This is a genomic window from Staphylococcus gallinarum, assembly GCF_000875895.1.
Lineage (GTDB): Bacteria > Bacillota > Bacilli > Staphylococcales > Staphylococcaceae > Staphylococcus > Staphylococcus gallinarum.
In genome coordinates this window covers 342,294-365,430 of record NZ_JXCF01000001.1, presented here as the reverse complement: position 1 = coordinate 365,430, position 23,137 = coordinate 342,294, and the positions used below count along the sequence as shown (strand labels likewise).

Sequence of the window (23,137 nt, the reverse complement as noted above, 5' to 3'; positions counted from 1 at the left end):
ACTACTGTTCACTTCTTTCTTTAATAAATTCAGCTAAATGCTTTTTAAATTTGTCTTTAGCGAAAGTTTCTTCCGTACTTGTACTTGCACTTGCTAAATCGTTGAGTAGCGGTCGTAACAAAGTTTCATAATCATCTTCTAATTCTGATAATCTTTTGCTCAACTCATTATTTAACGCTGCCATCATCATACAACTCCTTCATTTCTTTATATACATCCCATGGTTTTTTATACATTAGTTGAGTTAGATTATAATCTTCTAAAACTCTAGTCATTTCTAACTTACTATGCGTTGAATTTAATGCACTGTCATTAAATTCTGAAAATCTTGGTAATTCTTTAACTGCTATTTTATAAAAATCTTCATAAGTAAATCCTATTGGCAACACAATATAATCATGGATTTTCGCAAATGTTTTTCCATTATGTTTTCTCAGAATTCGACCTCTTCTTTGAACAAATTCTCTAGGATTTGAAGTACTAGATAAAAAATATGCTGTCTTAGTAGCTGGGACATCTACACCTTCATCTAAACACTTAATAGCAACTAATACTTGAATCTGTCCCAGCTCAAACATCTTTAGTAACTGCTCTCTATCACTATTTTTAATTTCTGAGTTGAATTTAGAAACTTTTACTCCTAAATCAGATATTGCTTTCACTATTAATTCTATATCTCCAGGTGCACAATATACTAAAGTGTGCGATATATTTTCTAAGTCCTCACTCTTAAAGTCTCTTATAAAAGTGACAAATTTATTTGTAGCTTTATTAACAATATTTGCTCTTTTTCTATACAAAATTTCTAGTCTATCTTTCGACTCTGAATCTTCTTTATTTAAATGATTAATAATCAATTGTGTTATTTTATTATATTTTTGCATTTCATATTCAGTTAGTTCTACTAAATGGGGGTAATAATCATACGGTGTTAATTTTCCATTAGTAATAGCTTCTTCTAAAGTATATTCATATACCACCTCTCCTACTGAATTTTTCATATAATTTGTACCTTCTTCATCCCACCAACGATCAGGTGTTGCTGACAAACCTAAGCTAGCACTAAAATTATCGAATGGGAAATCGTTAAATCCTTTAAAGGTTATGTAATGACATTCATCAGTAATAAGCATTGCTGAACCATTTAATTTAGCGAATAATTGCTTGAAATGTAAAGATGTTGCGGTTTTATAAGTTGTAATGACTACAAATTGGCTAATTAAGGATAAATTAAATTCTTGTATCATCGATTTAGTTCTATTAAACCATGATTTTTGAGAACCCATACATTTAACAACATCTGCATCTAATATTAAATTAATATCTTTTTCCCATTGGTTTACCAAGTGTTGAAATGGAACAATGATCACTAATACACATGCTGATTTTCTTTTTACATACTCTCTTGCTGCCAATAAACTGGTAATCGTTTTACCAGTTCCAGTTGCCATTTCTAAAATTCCTTTATTACCAGATTTTTCCCATGCATTAATTGCTTCTTTTTGATATTCTCTAGGATTAATTTCTTTTTCCATTTTTTCCTTTGTTTGATTATTTTGTATTGAAAGGGGAAGATCATCAGTACGATATTCAATCATTTTTTGCTTTATCGTTTTAGGTAAATCTACTACGCTTAACTCATTTGTTTCATTAGTCCATAGTTTCTCAAAATCTTCTATAGCATTATCAATCCTATGTCTATCATTTTCTATTGAGTAAACATCTATTTTTTCAAAATTTTGACTTAACCCATTATAAGTTTCATTAGCTGAACCTGAAAATGCAATTGAATTACCATCTCGATCAGTAAACACTCCAAACTTTTCATGGTATATAGATCCATTAGTAGCAAAAGCTATTTTTATATCTAATTGCCCTTTATAAATTAGCCAAGATAAAACATTTAAAGTGTCATCTTCTATCGTTCTATAGCTTAGTTCTACTTCTTTTAATAATCTTCTTTCTATAACATTTTCTCTTGCAGCATGTCCTTTTTCAATAGCCTCAATATCTTCCGGCGTTAAATTCGGATTTGCTACAATTCTTATTTGACCACCATTCAAAAGAAATACATCTAACCCTTTAGCTAATAATTTGAGACTTTCGCTAGTAAAGTAACCAGAAGCTCTATCATATTTAATAGAATTACTTAAGCATGGTTTATAGAAATGTTTAAATAAATTATCATGACTTGATCTATATTGTAACTTAAAGGATAAATCGTTAAGCATTGGACACACCTTCTTCATTTATTTGGAAAAATCCCAAATTATCAAATGTAAAATATACACTTTCTTTAATTGTAAAATAAATTTGATCCGCATTTTCATTTACTAAACCATATGTCTTTAAAAATGCTAAAAGATTTTCTTCATTATATATGTCATTAAATTTTTGTTTCACTATTTTATAAACTAATTCAGCATAAGAATCAAACTTTTCACAAGTAATGATTGGCAATTCATAAAGTGAACCATAGTAAGCTTCTAACAAATGATAACCATTTACTTTGGCAATATGAGTGACTATTTCAGGAGTAACTCTAAGCGAGTCATCTAAATCAGTATCTATTTTCGTAAGTTGTTTCTTAGTTAGAAATACACTTTGCTCAAACTCAAAACTCAATTGACTCAATATATTTTCCTCAAAATTTTTAGAAAACTTAAATTTTTCTAGATTTAAAAATATTTCATTGTTATATGGAATCAACTGATTTTTTTCAATTAAAACGTCTTTTGCTTTATAATACCTTTGTTCTGAATAACCTTTTTCAACTAAGTAGTTTTGTAGCTCTTTAGAATTTATCAGTTTAGGTAACTCATTTGCCATTACATCTTCAATATTCCTAAACTCAGAGTATTTACTATAAAGAAATTGACTATGTCCAAGCATAAACATAAATTTTGATTTTATTAATTGGGCAAAACTATGAAGATCTTTAATATCGTATTTATTTATCAATACCGATAGATGTGTGTCAAAAATGACTTTAATATACAAATCTGCAGTAATTAGATAGCCTTTTTTTACTTCATCGTTAATTAAATTGTATAAGTCACTATAAGTATTCTCTTCTTCAATACCTTTAATTAAAATAACTTCTTGATTACCACTAAATATAACATCATCTAACCTTGGAACCATTTGCTCTAATTTAATTCTTTTCCAATTTAAATCTTCAATTAACACATCGATTTCAACTGGCGAGTGCTTCATCAAATAACTATTCAATATAGCTTCTGCACTTAACTTATTTGATTTCTTAGGAAATATATAAAGTGTGTTCTGATATCCTACTTTGTAATCATCTGCATAGAAATTTTTGATTATAGAATATAAATGAGAGTATGAATACACTCTGTTTTCACTCATTAATTTTGGACTATCCTTATAAATTATTCTAGGATCTGCATATTGTCCCTGAGATAATTGGTCATCAACAAGTTCCTTTAGTTCAACTAAAAAATCTCCGTCAATTGATTCAAAATCTTCATATTTATAAGCATTTCTGTCAACTAAAATAACATTACTAGCATCTGCTACTCTTGCAAACAAAGCTCTAGGACTTGAGTCAATATTTTTATCAAATACTGACTCTATTTTACTTTTCAATATCTCATAGCCTTCATCGTTATTAACAAATATCTTATCTTTGTTTCGTGACATAATATATTCTATTGTCGCTACTAAAGTTATATTTGCTTGAACAAAATTATTTTTCACCAATTTATAATTCAACTCATTTAGTAACTTGGTCGCAAATTCCATTGTTTCTTCATATACATTTTCTAATTCATTAAGTGGTATTACAGGATAGTTGTTTAAAACGTACCAATTCACTTCGTCATATATACTTTTGTATAATTTACGTGTAATTATTATCATGTATTCTTTATAAATTAAGTATTTTGTATGTTCTTCCAATAAAATTTCAACTATAAAAGCATCACTAACTTCTAAATTTAAATATCTTAAAACTTGAGGTAAGTGAATAATAGATTTTGTCTTATACTTAAACAATATGAAGTATAACGATTCTTTGATTTGCTTTGATTCTTTTAAATTACGTTTAGCTCTCTTCTCAATTTGTCTAACTCTTTCTCTTGTAACTTTTAACTCTTGCGCTATTTCCTCTAAAGTATAACCTTCATTCCTTTCTCTAAGTATTTTATACTCTTTCTCTGAAAGTATACTTAGTATTTTATCTTTAATTGTTGAAAACACAGGAAATGAATCTAAGAAGTTATTTAAAATTTTAATAATATTTTTGTCATAAAGCATTGTCCCTAAATCTTTTACTACTCTATATTCCTTTATAAATATATTTGACAGAGAATATTGATTAATAATATCTGAAATATACATGTCCTTAATTAATATATAATTGTCATGATTTCTTAATTTTGTCAATTCAGATTCTAAATCAGCTAAATATACCTCATTTGATACACTGCTTTTTTCAAAAATATTTCGTAGTACTTTCTCTCCATATAAATAAGGTTTGTCTGACATTAAATTCTTTTCACTAAAATATCCTTCCATAAAATCAAAGTAATTCATTTCAGCATTTTTTAATAGATTATCTAATTCAAAATTTATAAAATTATATTTAGACTCACCATTTGGTAATATAAGTTCATTATTAATGCAATATTCAAATAACTTTTCATATGTTTTCAACCTAGTTCCTTTGGCACTTTTATAAGTTTGTAGTGCTTTCTCTAAATTTTTGATATTATAACCATTTAATTTACAAAATTTTATAAAATGCGGATAAGCTTTTTCAGGAATATAATTAGTTATATTTTGACTTTCCATTTTGTTCATACCTTTATGCTCATCAAAAATTACATCACTTTCATATATCAACTGAAAGTCAAATTCCTTTAATTTGGCCATAAATAATTCTTTTTTTTCACGAGGAATATACTTGTCAAAACCATTGATCGGTATATAGTTGAAAAATTTGTCTGAAGAAATCTTTAAATCATCGATAATTTGTGATAATCCAAATAAATCAAATGGAAATCTCTTATACCGCTCATTTTCATTTTCTACTTTAATAAATGGATATAACTCAAATTCTATCCCCTTTAAAAAATTATTCTGATATTCTTTTTTAAATCCTATTCCTCTTATATGTAATTCTTTACGCAATTGGTTTAAAGTAGTTTTGTCTTTTATATATAATTCTCGCATATTTTCAATGATATGATCATTAACATATTTAGACATATAATAACTATTCATCTTAACTTCATTAAAATTAAAGTACGGAGGATAATTAAGTATAATAAATACAACTCCTTTCAAAAGCTATTTTCTATTTCTTGGACATTTATTAAACTCAATCTATATACATATAATAATACAACAAACAACCTTTTTCTATATAAATAAAAATTATTAATTTTTAATTTACATCTTTATTATGTGACTTTCTGTTTTGAATCTGAATTATTTCCTGCTAATCGCAAATAAATTATTATAAAAGAAGCCTTCATAGGCATATATGTAACCCTTGTCGTCTCAAAAGAACAATATTATAAGTCACTTACTTACCACTAGATGCTCGCTTAAGTTGGAGATCTTTTGATGAAAATGGTTTATATGTTGATCCTTATGTCGCAGTAACACGTAATACCGGTAACTGGGCAGAAATTGGTGAAGAATTACAAGAAAAGTACTTTAATTTAATTATGTGAGAAAGTTTGGTTTAGCTAATAACCCTGACATTACCTATTGGACACCATTAGATGAAGGTTCAAGAGATATTGCTGTAGCATTTTCAGAGAAAGATGACACTGATGCCGATGCGGATAGTAACTCGGATACGGACGGACAGTGATTCTGATGAGGACTCTGACTCTGATGCTAACTCTGATTCAGACATGGACAGTGACACAAACTATAACAACGGATCAAATTCAAATATGAATTCTAATAATAATTCAAATAGCGATACTACTTCTAATGACAATAGCCAAAATAATGATCAACAAGATAGCAATTCTTTACCTGATACAGGTGAAACAAACAACCAAAACAGTACTATCTTTGGTTCATTATTCGTAGCGCTTGGTTCATTATTATTGTTCAGAAGACATAATAAAGATCCTGAAAATAAGTAAATACTATCTGTTAAATTGACATAGCATTTTGTAAAATATTCTAACCAAATAGACTAAGCCACCTAAAATAATTATTTTAGGTGGCTTTTTTAGTTTCTGTTAAACTTTTCTATAATTATTTTGCTAAACAAAATATTAATAATTAGCATAAAAACACCCCTGAAAATTGGGGTTCAGTACAGTTCTCCAAAATTCCAGGGGCCTAATTCAATACATCTATTTCCAAAATATTCATTTTAGCTGTAGCTATTTACCACTGAATTATTAGTAAATAGTTCTTAGGCATGTTCATTAACACGGGCATGCCACGATCATTTATATAACAGATTTGCGTTATTTGTTTGTGTCTTTAAAAAATTCTCTGTATGCAGGGTTTGGATATTTATAAAATCCTTCTCCAGTGGCAGTACCTAATTTACCTTCATCAACATATGCTTTTAACATTTCAGCTACATTTGCCATTTGTGGACTATTGAGTGATGACATTTTTGCAATATTATAAGCTGTTGTAAGGCCGACGATATCTAGCATACCGAATGGTCCTACTGGTGCGCCTGTTGCGACCATCCATGAACGATCGATATCTTCTATTTCTCCTACACCATTTGCATATAAAACTTCAGCTGCTTGAAGTAGTGGTACTAATAGTGAATTTACAATATAACCTGGTTGTTCCTTTTTCACATGAATTGGTAACATGCCAATTTTTTCTGCAAAATCAAGCAATTCTTCTTCATATTTTTTATCAGTATCAGCATGACCCATCACTTCAGCTGTATTATTTTTCCATACTTCATTCGCGAAATGTAACGCTAGGAATTTCTCTGGACGTCCTGTAAATTCTTTAAAATCACTTGGGATCATCGTAGAAGAATTTGACGCAAATATTGTTTTTTCAGGTGCTACCTTAGCTACTTCTTTATAAAAGTCGATTTTAATTTCTTTAATTTCAGGAACAGATTCAATCATTAAATCTGCATCAGCAACTGCAGCTGTTAGATCCGATGTTAAAGACAATCGATCTAACGACTGTTCTGCTTGCTCTACTTTATTAAAATATTCTCCATAAATTCCAACTAATTTATGTAATTTCGCCTTACCTGCAGCAACTGCTTCATCATTAATATCATAGATAGTCACGTCATAACCATGAAAAGCCGCTTGAAAGGCAACCTGGCTCCCTAATACGCCAGCACCAATTACCGTAACATTTTTAATAGTCATATGATCACCTCTAAATATATTGTGTAAAACAATTATAAATTTATCACCTATATCTTTGATTTAAAAGAAATCAGCTCTAAAATTGTCACAAATATGAAGTGCTTTAAAAATGACAAATAAGAAATTTTTATGTATTTATAAAACATAAATAATTATCGTTATGAAAATCCTCGTATTATAAAAATATTGTATCTGATGTCAAAGTTATGAGATATAGATTTAGTGAAGAATGAGTATATGAATTGCCCATTTAATTGACTGATTCATAACATTTAAAATTTTATATCAAGTCGTTTCTTAAAAAAATCCATTTTCCTTGGTAAAAGTATTAAACCATTTATTTGTAACACACAATATAATTCAGTATAATTACCTTAATAAAATAGTTCTCTTATTAAGAGTGAGTGGAGGGATTTGGCCCTTGGAAGCTCCAGCAACAGCTTATTTGCGATGTGCTAATTCCAACAGTATTTAGACTGAAAGATGAGAAGATGTGTCATGCTCTTCTTAATTGGAAGAGCTATTTTATTGCATATAATTGTAAAGGTGGTTATATCATGAAATCATGTCGTGAACTATATGCAGAATTAGATTATTGGAAGCAATTTCAGGCTAAGAACTTTTCAAGTAGTATGTTAAAACGAGGTAAGATCAACCAAGTTGAATCTCAGATTCGCCAACAGATTGATGTTTCAAACAATAAAGACCCGATTTTGAGAATCACAGATTCATCTCCATCATAGTTTGTTAAGCGGAGGTCTATGAGCACTCCGCTTTTTTCTATAATAGTAAAATTTTAAACCAATTTAATGATGATAGTGTTGTATAAATTAACTGCAATTTCACATAAAGTGATACTTACTATAAATAATTTAAAATTTGATTGTTTGTTACGCTCTTCATTGATAAAATTATCATAGTTATAATACGTATTTTATACAGTTGAAATCAACTTCTTTATTAAAGTTATTACTGTTCAATATCCAGTTATTTTATGGTAATATCATCATGTGTAAAAAGTAGAGATATTAAGAGAAAAGAAGGTTTATATATATTATGAAAGAAAATTTTTGGCGTGAATTACCACGTCCATTTTTTATTTTGGCGCCAATGGAAGACGTGACGGATATCGTCTTTCGCCACGTGGTTAGTGAAGCTGCTAGTCCTGATGTATTTTTCACAGAATTTACCAATACTGAAAGCTTTTGCCATCCTGAGGGGGTCCACAGTGTACGTGGTCGCTTAACATTTAGTGAAGATGAACAGCCAATGGTCGCTCATATATGGGGTGACAAGCCAGAGCATTTCCGTGAAATGAGTATTGGTATGGCAGAGATGGGCTTTAAAGGTATCGATTTAAACATGGGTTGCCCAGTAGCTAATGTTGCTAGCAAGGGTAAGGGATCGGGTCTGATACTACGTCCTGAAACTGCTGCTGAAATTATTCAAGCAGCGAAAGCGGGAGGTCTACCGGTAAGTGTAAAGACACGTCTCGGCTATTATGATATAGAGGAATGGAGAGATTGGTTAAAGCACGTCTTTGAACAAGATATCGCAAATTTATCGATTCACCTACGTACCCGTAAAGAGATGAGTAAAGTAGATGCACACTGGGAATTAATAGCAGAAATTAAAAAACTGCGTGACGAAATCGCACCAAATACATTACTAACTATTAACGGTGATATCCCAGACAGAAAGACTGGCCTTGAACTTGCTGAAAAATATGGCATTGATGGCGTGATGATTGGTAGAGGTATCTTCCATAATCCATACGCATTTGAAAAGGAACCCCGCGAACATACAAGTAAAGAACTATTAGGATTATTACGATTACATCTCGCATTATTCAACAAATATTCCAAAGACGAACCACGCCAATACAAACCTTTACGCAGATTCTTTAAAATCTACGTACGTGGCATGAGAGGCGCTAGCGAACTACGACACCAATTAATGCAAACACAAACGACAGACGAAGCAATTGCATTGCTCGACGAGTTTGAGGCACAGATGGAAGAAGTAGAAGCATAAATTTTTGAAACTATAAAATCTCCCTTGTTATCAAGGGAGATTTTATTAATTATATGGGTGATAACTAACACTCCAAATAGTTATGCTTTTTATCAGTAAGGAACTTATGATTATTATTTTTGAAATATGCCCCCTTTATTAAGTACTCCACTGAAAAATACATTGATATCCCTACTCATATTGAATAATAGTAATTCTTTACATTATTTAATATTGACATAATTTTCAAATACTGAAACTTTTTAACTCTCCCTTTCATCAGATATCAGCTAACCCATTTCCAACATACATGTTCACGATTTATATATTATAATTATTATATATAATTAACATAAGGTGGCTCTCTACTCTGTTCCGAACAAAATTTAGAATACGCTAAATAAAGTGGATAATATGAGTCAAACTTAAAAAGAATAGGAGGATAATATTGAATATTCAGTTAGAAAATTTAAATATTAGTTTTACAAATGAAGATCCTGCTCCTTTTTTCAAGTAGAAAATGATAACAGATTAAGACTAGATATAGACTATATTAACCGAGATAACCTTACTCGAATAGTTAATATACTCTTTAAAGATGATGATAGTATTAATCTTTCGTATTATTATGGAACTGTTTTTCCAAAAATATTTAAAGAGCCTACACGAATAGGTCAGTATATTTCAATAAACAACTGGAAAGAAGAATTAATTGAAATAGAAAATGAATTTGATGAGAAAGAAATTTATGCAATTGTAACGATTAAATCTATTAGAAAATCCGAATTGATTAATTATCTTTTATATTTAAAACACGCGTTAAAAGATCCTTACATGTGTATTTATAATGAACATAATCTACTATGTAATAGTAGCGATGTTATAGATATTGTTAGCTCCTCAACGACAATGATCAACGATTTAAAGTCGGATTATGAACCTATCATAAATCACTTTTATAGTGAGGAATAAATAATTAAAACCACCCATATCACGGGTGGCTTTCTTTGTAACAATATCCTATTGTAATAAATTATAAATATACTTTCCTCATTTTTTATCGACTTATAAAAATAATAAGTCATCATTTAGTGGCTACAAACCTTTAATTTTACATACCTTCTATATTTTAATAATTCCTCATATTTTATGAAATAATCCAATGGTTTACTCTGTACCCGAGCATATTAATCATAGTAATTTTTCATCTCAATTCTAAAGTTTTACTCGCATCATTTTTGATATGCTTCAAACAAATATAATTACCTTTTATTAAGTTTTACTAATATATACTAGTTTAACCGTTGGAAAATAGTATATATTTTATCTGAAAATTAGTCAATGAAACAAATATGCTAATAGCATGCTATTTCTTCACTTTAGTACACCCAAGAGAAACATAGTATATACAGAGGGGAAAAATGTATAATAAAATCTATATCTACCTTAACTATTAACTTTTATTTCATTGCAACAATTGATACAATCAATAACTCTCTACTTAAGGAAGATTTGACAATTTCTAAAGAACAAATTGGTGTATTTAATTTATTAAATGAACATCAACAACTTACAATCAAGGAAATTGTTGATGTTCAAGGTGCTTTTAAAACCGTATTATCGAAGAAAAAAGCTAGAAAATGGTAAATCCTATACCTAAAATTACAGAGTACTAAAACCTGTTTTTTCAGTCAAAGCTAACTTAAATCCTATACCTAAAATTACAGAGTACTAAAACTTGAACACTCATACGCTACATGTTGTGGGTCTATACCTTATACCTAAAATTACAGAGTACTAAAACAACACTCAAGATTTTGCTTAATTGTTTCTACTATATCTTATACCTAAAATTACAGAGTACTAAAACAAATGGTTTAATAAGACTTTCAAGAAATCCCTATACCTTATACCTAAAATTACAGAGTACTAAAACTAAACTTAATGTAATCTTCAATCTTTTGTACTATACCTTATACCTAAAATTACAGAGTACTAAAACTATTTAAATACATACCGATGATTTTCTTTTGTATACCTTATACCTAAAATTACAGAGTACTAAAACAGTCGAAGTCGAGGAAGAAATTACGGAAGAGTATACCTTATACCTAAAATTACAGAGTACTAAAACTTAGATGAATCAATCTATATCTATCTTTTGGTATACCTTATACCTAAAATTACAGAGTACTAAAACAGCGCGATTATAGTTTTTAAGTAATGGAGGGTATACCTTATACCTAAAATTACAGAGTACTAAAACCCTTAGGACCTTTAAACTTATCTGGATTACGTATACCTTATACCTAAAATTACAGAGTACTAAAACAACTGCTGTTTTTTGACATAATAAAAACCCGTATACCTTATACCTAAAATTACAGAGTACTAAAACCTCTAGCACAATTATATACTTGAATAATAATTAAAGAAATAGATACGTCGATAATGCTAATGAAATTTTTGATTTATCAATATCCAATTGATACTCTAGATTACAATGCTTTAAAAATGAAACAATGATATAAAGATCAACATCATCAAAAACAATGATATCTGCAAGCAAATAGTTGGAAATAGTCGGTTTAACTTCTAAAACTGAACAATATTTTACAAATAAAAATTCCAACCTTTCTTCAATCTGTTCTTTTTCCAAATTAATCGGAGCATTCCAATAGCTATTTTCAAAAAATGATTCGGTAATCATTTGAACATTATCAATAAAATAATTTAGTCCTTTAAAACTTTCAGATAAAAAATATGGTGATTCAGTTAAAACAATAACTGGAATAGGTAAGTCGTTTAGCACTTTCCTAAACCTCATTTGTTCTTTTATACTAAGACCAGCTTCTGGATATAAATAAATAACAAATGCTTTTTCTTTTGCTTGATAATGCATTTCATCCACTACTAATGGAACAACTTGTTCTAAACGAGTAATTAGTCTGGCATAATCCTCAGAATAATCGTATTTAAACGAGAGTAGTTTTATAAATTGTTTTAAATCAAAAGCCTTAATAGAAAGTGGCAGTGTACTTTTTAAATTATCTCGTAAGTCATCTAACAGTACATTGATAGAATTAATATAACCATCTATTTCCATATCATTTTGCATCTCTCTAATAATTTTCTTAGTCATCATACTCGTTGCTGATAATTGATGTTCATTTTCAATAGCAGAATGATTCAAGAGAAATCCTCTAAATCGATTATGTGATACTCTTTCATAATCTGTAAGATTTGTAATTGTCACAGTATCTTTATTTGAATTTCTAGGTTGAAAATAATTCTTAAGCGTATCTAAAATATATTCTTCGTGCGTTGAATCTTCGTTATAAATAGATGTATATATACTAGTATTTAAAATAACTTTTAGTTTTGCATCAATGCTAATTTCTAAAATTGCTTCATACATAGGTTTTCTCCTAAAATAAAATTGTACGATTATCACCTAATATTTCGATATTTTTATCTTCATCTCCTAATAATATTTTCATTTTTTCATATTGCTTTTCGGTGATAGTTAATGCTCTTACATGACCATTTGGTGGTAAAATACGTTTCACATAATTCACATTACTTTCCGCTGCATCTTTATTGATACAACTTTTAATGTAAATAGAATATTGCATCATTAAAAAACCTTCCGAGATGAGTCCCTTTCTAAACTTACTATATAAACGTCGTTCTTCTTTTGTGTCAGTTGGGAGATCAAACATAATCATTACTCTCATAAACTTATAACTCATGATTTATAAAATGAATATTGTTTGATATTTGGTAATTTGAGTGTTTCATATCTCCCAGTTCTGAAATACTCAATAATTGATTGGACCATGATTTCAATCGCTCTAATAACTGTATGCTGCTTTCCGTCAATTTGTACCCTAGCATGCATCAGGTTTATTAGCTCTAGCCTATACTCTTTAGTCATATATTCCACTTTTGGAGGATGTTTCAAAAGATATAAGTCTACTAATGGTCTAAATACTTCAATTAAATCTGATGCAAGGTTAAAGTGATTTCTTGCACCAATATGATGTATTCCTAAAGCTGGAATCAATCCTTTAGCTACAATTGTTCTGGCGATTGCTGAATTTAAAATAGTGTAACCAAAATTCAGCACCATATTTTCTATTAAAAAATCATCATCACGTCTGAAATCTTTAAAGAATGTATTAAAATAATATTTAGCTGCTTGGCCCTCTATGTTCATTTCATCTCTAGGTGAAACCATTGTTTGTAATGTTTTCATTTTGCTTATTCTTTCTTCATGCACTTCAAAATGCTTCATACACTGAATTTGATTTTGAATTTTTTGAACTAAAATATGTTTCCATAATTCATCTTTTCTTTCTTCAGACCATTGAAGTTGCTCTTTCATTTGGCCATATTGATTAAAATGACCATTAATCGGTTGTACCATACACTCTGGCAAATGCTGTTGGTTACAAAAAATAACTAAAATATTATATTTAGAAAGCTCTATCATAAGCCTAGAGGTTATAGTAGTTGTTAAATCTTCAATCACAATCGCGAAAATATCGCTAAGGGGAATTTTAACTTCCAAATCCCCTTTTGCGACTTTTAAATTATTTAAATTTAATGCAAGCTTATCTACTTCTGAAAGATACACAATTCTCCATGCCAAAATCCAATCATCCTTTCATTATCATTTGAGGATGTTTTTTACTCTTTACTTCATAAAGGTTGCCTAGAATATCTGTAGAAAATTTTTTAATAGATTGCGTTTTGCCTCCTATTGTTTTAAATATTCTAGGTGTTTTTTTATCATTCATATTCTCTAAGTATTCTTTATATGTGATGTCGACCATATTTACTTCAATTCGGTTTTGCAAATCAGCATTTACACCTATAGTTCTATATAATTCACCATCAACTTTAATCAAGTCATTATTGTAAAAACTTGCGACAAATTTTGCTTGTTCACTAATTTTCTTCAGTCTTTTTGCTTTTTCATAAGACTTCGAATCAACTTCATAGTAGTCTTCTTTTTTGATAACATCTAAATTTTTAACTGTCACAAATTTATATACGTCATTATCTAAATAAACATCAAAACGATAGGGTTTTAATGATAGTTTTACTATTCTATTTCTGCTTTTTGCATAATCATTCGTAATGTCTAAGTGCGTATTTAGCTTGTTACCGTAATATTTAAGTTTTTTGATGACTGGTACGTCATCTTTTTTACTGTATTTCGTTAAGTAATTGCCAGTTTCTTCATGATATTTATAAAGAGGATTTTTTTCATTGCCATATTGCTCCATAATCACTTTTAACTTTTGATACGTTTGTGGATCATGATGATACATCAATAATTTTTCAGGAGATTTATTAATTAACTTTTTCAGTTTATCATTATCTTTATCGTATAACCCTTTTAAGTTATTAACGATTAATGTATTGCCCTTGTCATCTTTTCTCGTAGAATATAATGTATCATTTACTAATTCTCTATTAGGTTTTTTATCAACTCTATGCGAATACTTATAATCTTTAAAATCTTTGATATTTTGGATTTGATGAGGTGTTATAAAAATTTCTTTATACTCATGTTCAGTCTCAATTTCAGGCATATTTTCAGCTTGCTTTTCATCAACTATTTGATTTTCCATCACTTTATTAACTTTATCTAGTTTTTTCCATTCCTTGAAAATAAAATCAGCGTTAGCAATAATCAGTGCATCTTCAGCATGGTGTTTGTACCCCTTATTTCTTTCTTTTTTGAACTCCCATTTCTTTCTTAAGAAACTTGTAAATCCGCCATTAATCGATTTCACTTTGACATCTAAGTCATTCACTCTAAAATATGACCTTAGTAAGTTCATTAGCTCTCTTGTCGCATAGCGTGTATCAACTAAGTTACGGTTAATAAAATCTTTTTGAACACTGAAGCGATTGATATCTCTTTCTTCTAACAAATATTCTTTTTTCTTCTTAGAAATTCTATCTTTTCCTTTAGCAAGATTTAAAATGTGCTTAGTGAATGTCTCATAACTAATTTTCTAATCTGAGGAACTTAGATATTGAAATGGCGTTCTATTACCTTTTTTACTATTTTCTTCTTGTTTTACCAACACTTTATTATTAAAAGAGTTATCAAAAGAAACAGAACGCGGAATAATATGGTCTACTTCGTAATTGAATGGATTATTAAGTAAATCTTCTAGAGGGATTGCTTCTAAAGAGTATAAGCATTTCCCTTCTTGCATATCATGAAGCTTAATTTTTTCAATTAAATATTTAGCATTTTCTTTACCTGTTTTTCTTACAATTTCTTCAATTCGTTCATTCGTTTGACGATTCCTCTTTTGCATTTCATTAATAAATTTTTGCGCATCTTTAGAATTATTTTCTCTCGCAAGTTCAATGATAATATCACTTGGCAAACCATATTTTTTAATAATAGCGTTAATTACTTTAATAGACTGTATAAATGAACGTTTCACCACTGGAGACAATATAAAATCATCAACTAAAGTAGTAGGAATTCTTTTTTGTTGGCTTAAATCCACTTTTTTAGGTACAAGTCTCAAACGATTGAAAATTGTCATTTGATTATCACTAGTATGCCACAATTCATCTAATATTAAATTGATTGCCTTTAAAGACAAACGATGAGTTCCTGTGTAACCTGTCAATTTTGAAATTTGCTCCATCTCTTCTTGTGTTAATTCTGAATATAGTTTTTCTAATTCTTCTTGTATATCTTCTGATGACTGATAAATTGTTAATATCTCAGCGATTTGATTGAGTAGATTTGCATTCTCAAGAATTTCATTTCTTGATGTAATACCTTTTATATCGTGGTAAATTTTGAAGTTTGTAAATTCTGGTTTACCTGTACTTGTGACACGATAGCCTTTGATATCTTCTTCATTTACCAAAATCTCCTTCGCGATTTGTTTAAGCGTTGGCTTTTTCTTTTGCTTAAAAACATTCTCGATAATCTCGAATTTTTCATAATATTCTAACTTCTCATTCTCATCTCGAGCAATGACCAAGTTGTTCAAATCATTTAGCGCATTGTATAAATCAGCATTATAGGAATGTTTTACACTTCGTAATTCATCTGGGAAATACGTACAATGCCCCATTAACATTTCATACCATTCTTTTATATCTTTCCAGCCAAATGGGCTACCTTCACCTGGTCCTTCATAATATGTTCTTCTTGCTTCCAATAAATCGAGATAAGTATCTATAAATAAACGATCAAATTGATGATAAGTTTTTTGTACTTTTAATAACTGCTTAGCTTCTTTTACATAGTCAGATGTTTTGAAACGGTTAGCCGCTCCTCTCACTTCACCGTTTATTTTCAAACGTTCCAACTGTAGTTCCGCAACATACTTCTCTTCTAATATTTTACTATTTCTTGAAATTTGTTCTTTTGTGGATAATTCATTACCTGTATCTTCATCCACTTCATTAACATTATGTACACCTCTACGCTTTGCTAAATGGAGCAATGCCACAGAAAGTTCCTCTTTACTTAGTTCTTGACTTAATCCCTTTACACGTGTCTCGTAAGGATTGATTCCACTTAGTTCACTATCATCAGTCAGTAAATTATTATCAAATAAAAGTTTCTTTACTCTTTGTAATCTATGTCTACGACGTCTCTTAAGTCTTCTAGTGCCCCTTTTTGAACGTCGCCCTTCATTATTTTCAACATTAGCCTCTTTAAATAAACGTACACCAGCATCTATGACATCTCTAGTTTCATAATCAATAATTCCATAACCCACTGACGTAATTCCGATATCTAATCCTAAGATATAATTTCTTTTCATATGACCACTCCCAGATACATGAAATTTCTTTAGTTTTGATATAAAAAAATCTCGTCAACAAGTTGACGAGATAAACACGGCATTTTGCCTTGTTTTAGTAGATTCTGTAATTTTAGGTATAAGTACAATACACATCAGTATTGTACTTATACAATAATATATCTTTCAACTTTAGTCAAACAAAATTTAATAGTTTCTTTCTTAAATTGAGTGTGAATATCTATCTTGTAGAAGCTGCCTTCAATTGAAATATAACAGTTTAATATCCTTAAAAATGGTGTGAAATTGGTGTTTTCAACTATTATATAAAACCTCTTTAGTAATTAAGAAGTTTTATATATTAACTAAACCTTGTGAAAGTGTTACTCCAATAATCAATATGAATACAATGATTAACCACCATTTTTTAGAAGTAAATTCTTAACCCCCCTAGATTTAGGTATATAATCTTTATCACCAGTATATTCTAAATCATCTTGACTATTAACTAAGTTACCTAGACTAACGCCATATAGCTATACTAACTCTTCTAGTGTTAATACAAATATTTTCTGTATTACTTAATTTGCTCTACAAATCTCACATATAAATTATCAATCATTAACTTAGTAAGTTGTATATTTTAAAACCACATCACTTATGATACGCTTCTGCTTATCGGTACGTGATGCGGTTTAAAAAACTAAGGGAAATTTTGTTTAGCTTAATGCTTGTTAAGTATATTATCAACTGCTTTGGCTACTTGTTTTGGTGATTGTGGGTTTTGCCCTGTAACCAATCTATCATCAACTTTGACATAGGGAACAAATGGTACTTTAGCTTTACTATAATACGCTTCACGTTTTTTTATTTCACTCTCTAACATAAATGGCACGATTTTTTTACGATTAGCTAAAATTTCTTCAGTATTAGAAAAACCAGTTATTTCTTTATTATCAATAAAGTACCTGCCATTTTCATTTTTTACATTCAGTAACGCGGCTATACCATGGCACACTGCAGCAACAATACCTCCATGATTATAAACTTCATTTATTGCATGTTGTATGGCTTCATTATTATGAAAATCAAACATTACCCCGTGCCCACCAGTAAAGTAAATCACATCATATTCAGCAGATTTTGCTTCATTTATAGACTTTGAATTCCGTAACATGCCCATGAAAGTTTCATTATTGTAATATTTTTTTGTCACACGATCTAGCATTAAAGGTTTTAAACTAACAGGATCAATTGGCGTACTCCCACCGTTAATATTAAATAAATCAATTTGATAATTTTTAGAGTTAAAATAATCATAGAAATGAACAAGTTCTCCAAGCCAAAGTCCTGTCGGTTTACTAGTACCTTCAAAGTAATCGGCACTAGTATTAACAATCATAATTTTTTTCATTACTTTAATCTCCTTTTAAAATATTTCTAATACCTTCTTCATATGTTGTAAATTTAAAGTCAGGAAAACTTTCTTTAAATTTGTTAGATTTAAAGACATTGTCATACTTATATCTTGGCAATAACTCTGTAAGCTCTTTAACTTGTTGGTTAAATAAACTCCCTATTTTAAATAGAAGCATCGGTACAATCGTATAATTAATTTTTCTATCTAGTACTTTTTCTGCTTTACTCATTATTTCTTTATAAGTGATACTGTCATCGGTCGGTAAATGCCAAGTTTCACCATATGCATCAGGCGTATTACCTAATAGTACTAAAGCGCGACTTGCATCCGGAGTCCAAATAAGCGTCCGTAATACAGAATCGTTTATAGGAACAAATGCTCGTTTATCATTTTTCACTCGATTAAATACTACAGAATTCGTTATACTTTGAGTCAATCCAGGCCCATAAAATTCTGGTGCTCGGCCAATAACTGCATCGATTGATTGTTCTTTCATAGCTGATAGCAACATTTCAACGATATCTGCGCGAACCTTTGACTTTCTTCCTTTGGGGACAAAGGGACTGTTTTCTATTTGAATACTATCATTTTTTTCATACATATAAGTATTATCAAAAAATGCTAATTTAGCTTTTGTTTCTTGACATGCTTTAATCACATTTCTCATAATTACTGGGAATCTATTTTCCCACATCTCTGAATTCGCAGGTAAGCCTACAGTAAAGTATACGATTTCACTTCCTTTAACTGCTTGATAAGTATCTTCATAGTTCATTAAATCAGCTGCTACTAATTCATCTGTATCATGAATTTTTTTAGGTTTTCTACCAACTAATCGAATATTTTTTGTATAATGATTATAAATTTCTTTAGCTAGTTCTTGGCCGATTTGACCATTACTTCCTAATACTGTCTGCATAATGACAACTCCTCTTTAATCTTTTAAAAAGTGAACCAACACTTTCGTTGACTCCCTTTTTTAGAAGGCTCATTTACTCAATAAATTCATTTAATGTTGATTGTTCTTTTTATTAATCCAACTTGTAGATAGATTCATTGCCGCACGTGTTGCATTCGTTTGATCCATAGAATTAACCATAACAAAGTCATGAATGATACCTTGGAATCTCATTTGTGTTACTTCTACACCAGCTTCTCTTAATTTATTTGCATATGCCTCGCCTTCATCTCTCAACACATCAGCTTCAGCATTTAAAATCATGGCACTTGGTAGCCCTTTTAAATCTTCTATTGTTGCTCGAAGAGGAGAAGCTGTTATTTCTGCTCTTTCCTCAGGGTCTATCGTATATTGATCCCAGAACCACTGCATACCTTCTTTTGCTAAAAAGTAATTTTCAGCAAATTGATTATATGATTCAGTATCAAACTCAGCATTTGTTACAGGATAATATAGTAATTGTTGATTGATTGGTAAACCGTTACGTTGTTTGGTCATAATTGTCATAACGGTAGCCATATTACCGCCCACAGAGTCTCCTGCAACTGTAAGCTTATTGATATCTATTTTTTTCTCTTCAGCAACTTCTTTTAATTGTTGTAAAATATCATAATTTTGTTCAATTGCTGTTGGATACTTTGCTTCGGGTGAAAGTGTATATTCTGGAAACACTACAACTGAATTCGTTCTTACAGCTAACTCTCTAACTAACTTATCATGTGTTTTAGCACTACCGAATACCCAACCTGCACCGTGTATATAGAAAATAACTGGCAGCGTATTTTTATTCCCTTCTGGACGTATAAAACGCACTGGTACATCTCCAAATTTTTCAGTTGTAAATGTCGTATCTTCAATGTCTACATTATATTTTTCGACTGGGGATGATTGTACTTCTTCTAATAAATCTCTACCATCTTTAGGCTCCAATTCATAAATACGTGGATGAGGCTTGTTAGCTTCACTAAATTCTTGAGCTGCTTGTTCTAAAACGACTTTATTTGCCATCATTAACGTCTCCTTTTATTTTCAAAATGATTATACGGTATATGAATAATAGTATTACATTATCCATACGTTTAAACATATAAACATAATGATTAAAAAATTTTTATACACTTTCTTTGTTTTTTATATTTTCTTCAAGAGAGCTTGTAAGTTCCTTTAACCAAGCTAACGCATCTTCTAAGTCTGAGCTATAGTATCTTTCTAATCCTACTTGTTTGACTCTTAACAAGCCAACTTCATACATCATTTTCAAATGATGTGATACCGCTGGTCGCGAAATGGGTAGAAGTTCAGTAATTTGGTTTACAGTAAGTTGTTGCTCTCTACATAGCAAAACAAGTATTTGTTGGCGCTTCTCATCTTGGAGTATATTTAATAATTTCGAGCCTCTTTTAAAAACATCTAACGTTTTCTCTTCCATTTAATCACTCCTTATATATTTATAAGTGTATCTATTAAACACTTTTTTAACAAAAACGTCAAAGTAAATGTCTTTTATTATATTTACTTTGACATAATATTATACCTAAAATAATTTTATAAAGAACAACACGAGTCACCAAAATTTCAAATATGCTATTTAATATTTTTAGTTTTATTTGTGATACGCTTCCCCTTATCAGTGATTTTGCTAAAATTTTTATATCGCTTAAAAAATAGGCAAGTTAGTATTTAAATAACTCGCCTATATGTTTGCAGAAATATCATTTAATTCAAAAATTATGTTATTTAAATTCTAAACTAATATTAAATGATAGGTTTCTGTTTACAATAGATTTATCAGCACCTTGCTTGGTTCCTCTATTTTTATGGGATGCTTTATATTCCTGAGACTCTTGCCAATGTTTGTAAGCTGCTTCGTCTTGCCAAAACGTAATGATAACATGATGTTCATGTGTACTATGTGGCTTTAGAAATAATAAATTTTCAAACCCTTCAGTATTCTCTAGATGTTTATCTCTATTTAAGAACACACGCTCGAAGTCTGCCTCTAAACCAGGATTAGCATATAAATGGTTTAAAACTGCATAACCATATTGTGGCAAATCATTAATTTGTTCTAATATAGTATAGTGATATGTCACATTAAATCTATTAATAGTTACCTCATTATTATTTTTGTCTAAATAAATACGATGTATTTCATTTTTCAACAAATGAATCACTCCTTTTTATTGGATGATATGTCAAAATTGCTTAAATTTATCCATAACATAATCTCTACTATTTTTATGATTCACGATAGTCTGTGGATAATCTTTTCCAATTTCAATATGATAAATTTCTTGTAACTTGTCTTTATATTTAGTTGGATCATGAATGTATTTACTGCTCACATCATTAAATATTTCTAGCTGTGTTTTAATAAAATACCCTTGCGCATCAAAACGCTCACTTTGACGTATAGGATTAAACATTCTGAAATAAGGCACTGCATCTGTTCCAGTTGATGCTGACCACTGCCATCCATGTACATTAGATGCATTATCATAATCTATCAAATACTGTCTAAAGTACTCCTCCCCCCAAGTCCAATCAATAAATAAATTTTTCGTTAAAAATTGTGCTACGACCATTCGTAAGCGATTATGCATATATCCTGTAAGATTCAGCTTCTTCATTGCAGCATCAACGATTGGGTAACCAGTTTGACCTTTTTTCCATACTTCAAAATGTGTTTTATTATACGACCATTGCATGTTTCGATATTTTTCAGAAAAAGATTTAGTTGCCGTTTCTGGATACTGTGTCATTAACACATAATAAAATTCACGGAATAGAACCTCTCTTATAAAAGCTTCATAATTTTTTTCATCGCTCTCATAATCTTCAAGTAAATCATTTATAATTTCACGAATATCGAGTAGTCCATATGCTAAATATTTACCTAATCCACTTACAAAATCCTGCGACACATCGTCAGTCAATTTATCATAATGAGCTATGTCACCATTTAAAAAATCATCCCAAGCTTTACGCGCTAACTTTTCTATATCTTTATTATTTTCAAATTTTAAGTCACTTTGATTTGAACCCTTTTCCGCAATTTGAGACAACTGCTTAAATTGATAACTTTTTTTAGGGGTGTGTACTAAGTCCTGACGATTTGCTTTATAAAAACTAGTAAATACTTTATAAGGCTGTTGCTGTTTATTAAAAGTCTTTGTTGGCTCAAAATAATGATTCACGCACTGTCCAATTACTGTAACTTGGTGATTTTCAAAAGCCTTTTTTACATGAGGATAGTCATATATTTCTTTGTGATAACTCATAATATCTTTTGCTACTAATACGTGAGATAACGCCAATATTTCTGCTAATTCACCTAGCTTTTCATATGTGACAATATAAGGTTGTATATCATGCTTATCTAAAGCATTTACAAATCCTTTTACAACTTTATGGTAATAGTCACGTTTTACTTCTGATGCGTCAGTTAAATCTTCTAAAGGTAAGATAAAATACAATTTATTTATCTCATTTTGATGCTTCACTATATATTGAAAAAGTGGATTATCTTTCGTTCTAAAAACTCTGTTAAGTATGACTCCTAAATGCATTTTATTGCCTCCCAGCTTGT

General features: G+C 29.7%; 17 protein-coding genes, 1 pseudogene, 1 CRISPR repeat array and 1 riboswitch. Of the genes and pseudogenes, 4 read left to right on the top strand and 14 right to left on the bottom strand.

The features are described 5' to 3' along the window. Position 1: 1 nt before the first annotated feature. The 3 genes from SH09_RS01585 to SH09_RS01575 are packed head-to-tail and all read right to left on the bottom strand — an operon-like array spanning position 2 to position 5,235. Positions 2–184, bottom strand: coding sequence for a hypothetical protein (locus tag SH09_RS01585; protein ID WP_042737853.1), 183 nt, complete (start codon positions 182–184; stop codon positions 2–4). Next, positions 168–2,231, bottom strand: a complete 2,064-nt coding sequence (locus tag SH09_RS01580; protein ID WP_042737852.1) for a DEAD/DEAH box helicase family protein — start codon at positions 2,229–2,231, stop codon at positions 168–170. The genes SH09_RS01585 and SH09_RS01580 overlap by 17 nt, the downstream gene beginning before the upstream one ends. Continuing rightward, positions 2,224–5,235: a sigma factor-like helix-turn-helix DNA-binding protein gene (locus SH09_RS01575; RefSeq protein WP_158001710.1), complete on the bottom strand. Its 3,012-nt coding sequence runs from the start codon at positions 5,233–5,235 to the stop codon at positions 2,224–2,226. The genes SH09_RS01580 and SH09_RS01575 overlap by 8 nt, the downstream gene beginning before the upstream one ends. A gap of 466 nt (positions 5,236–5,701) precedes the next feature. Between SH09_RS01575 and SH09_RS16510 the strand changes: the two genes are divergently transcribed. Both SH09_RS16510 and SH09_RS01570 read left to right on the top strand, forming a co-directional pair. Continuing rightward, entirely contained in the window at positions 5,702–5,848 is a 147-nt protein-coding gene (locus SH09_RS16510) for a hypothetical protein (protein WP_158001709.1), read from the top strand. Beyond that, on the top strand, positions 5,814–6,131 hold the full coding sequence (locus tag SH09_RS01570) for an LPXTG cell wall anchor domain-containing protein (protein ID WP_158001708.1): 318 nt from the start codon (positions 5,814–5,816) through the stop codon (positions 6,129–6,131). Before SH09_RS16510 ends, SH09_RS01570 begins: the two co-directional genes overlap by 35 nt. A 333-nt stretch (positions 6,132–6,464) precedes the next feature. Here the strand turns inward: SH09_RS01570 and SH09_RS01565 are convergent, their stop codons facing one another. Beyond that, complete coding sequence (locus SH09_RS01565) at positions 6,465–7,355, bottom strand: 3-hydroxyacyl-CoA dehydrogenase (RefSeq protein ID WP_042737849.1); 891 nt, start codon at positions 7,353–7,355, stop codon at positions 6,465–6,467. Positions 7,356–7,743: 388 nt separating this feature from the next. Then, positions 7,744–7,845, top strand: a riboswitch (SAM riboswitch). A 67-nt stretch (positions 7,846–7,912) separates the two neighbouring features. Here SH09_RS01565 and SH09_RS01560 point away from each other — a divergent pair. Next, positions 7,913–8,098 (top strand): hypothetical protein, encoded by a 186-nt coding sequence (locus SH09_RS01560; RefSeq protein WP_042737848.1) that lies wholly within the window; start codon positions 7,913–7,915, stop codon positions 8,096–8,098. Positions 8,099–8,411: 313 nt separating this feature from the next. Next, positions 8,412–9,389: a tRNA dihydrouridine synthase gene (locus SH09_RS01555; protein ID WP_042737847.1), complete on the top strand. Its 978-nt coding sequence runs from the start codon at positions 8,412–8,414 to the stop codon at positions 9,387–9,389. Positions 9,390–11,011: 1,622 nt separating this feature from the next. Next, a CRISPR array of direct repeats spans positions 11,012–11,766; the repeat unit is 36 nt; unit sequence GTATACCTTATACCTAAAATTACAGAGTACTAAAAC. Between the two features lie 30 nt (positions 11,767–11,796). Here the strand turns inward: SH09_RS01555 and SH09_RS01545 are convergent. From SH09_RS01545 to SH09_RS01500, 10 genes and pseudogenes are all read right to left on the bottom strand, one after another. Beyond that, positions 11,797–12,786: a hypothetical protein gene (locus SH09_RS01545; RefSeq protein WP_042737846.1), complete on the bottom strand. Its 990-nt coding sequence runs from the start codon at positions 12,784–12,786 to the stop codon at positions 11,797–11,799. A gap of 10 nt (positions 12,787–12,796) precedes the next feature. After that, positions 12,797–13,105 carry a CRISPR-associated endonuclease Cas2 gene (gene cas2, locus SH09_RS01540; RefSeq protein ID WP_042737845.1) on the bottom strand — a complete coding sequence of 103 codons (309 nt, stop codon included), beginning with the start codon at positions 13,103–13,105 and terminating at the stop codon, positions 12,797–12,799. Between the two features lie 11 nt (positions 13,106–13,116). Further along, positions 13,117–14,022 (bottom strand): type II CRISPR-associated endonuclease Cas1, encoded by a 906-nt coding sequence (gene cas1 / locus SH09_RS01535; protein ID WP_042737844.1) that lies wholly within the window; start codon positions 14,020–14,022, stop codon positions 13,117–13,119. Positions 14,023–14,029: 7 nt separating this feature from the next. Continuing rightward, positions 14,030–17,191, bottom strand: a pseudogene (gene cas9 / locus SH09_RS17355) (type II CRISPR RNA-guided endonuclease Cas9). 703 nt (positions 17,192–17,894) lie between these two features. After that, a complete protein-coding gene (locus tag SH09_RS01525) occupies positions 17,895–18,584 on the bottom strand; it encodes a type 1 glutamine amidotransferase domain-containing protein (protein WP_042737843.1) in 690 nt (229 codons plus the stop codon). A 4-nt stretch (positions 18,585–18,588) separates the two neighbouring features. Beyond that, positions 18,589–19,509, bottom strand: a complete 921-nt coding sequence (locus SH09_RS01520) for an NAD-dependent epimerase/dehydratase family protein (protein WP_042737842.1) — start codon at positions 19,507–19,509, stop codon at positions 18,589–18,591. 90 nt (positions 19,510–19,599) lie between these two features. Continuing rightward, on the bottom strand, positions 19,600–20,556 hold the full coding sequence (locus tag SH09_RS01515; RefSeq protein WP_042737841.1) for an alpha/beta hydrolase: 957 nt from the start codon (positions 20,554–20,556) through the stop codon (positions 19,600–19,602). Positions 20,557–20,659: 103 nt separating this feature from the next. Further along, positions 20,660–20,977, bottom strand: coding sequence for an ArsR/SmtB family transcription factor (locus SH09_RS01510; RefSeq protein WP_042737840.1), 318 nt, complete (start codon positions 20,975–20,977; stop codon positions 20,660–20,662). Between the two features lie 304 nt (positions 20,978–21,281). Next, on the bottom strand, positions 21,282–21,722 hold the full coding sequence (locus tag SH09_RS01505) for an antibiotic biosynthesis monooxygenase family protein (RefSeq protein ID WP_230623014.1): 441 nt from the start codon (positions 21,720–21,722) through the stop codon (positions 21,282–21,284). A gap of 21 nt (positions 21,723–21,743) precedes the next feature. Beyond that, positions 21,744–23,117, bottom strand: coding sequence for a cryptochrome/photolyase family protein (locus SH09_RS01500; protein WP_042737839.1), 1,374 nt, complete (start codon positions 23,115–23,117; stop codon positions 21,744–21,746). Between the last annotated feature and the right edge of the window lie 20 nt (positions 23,118–23,137).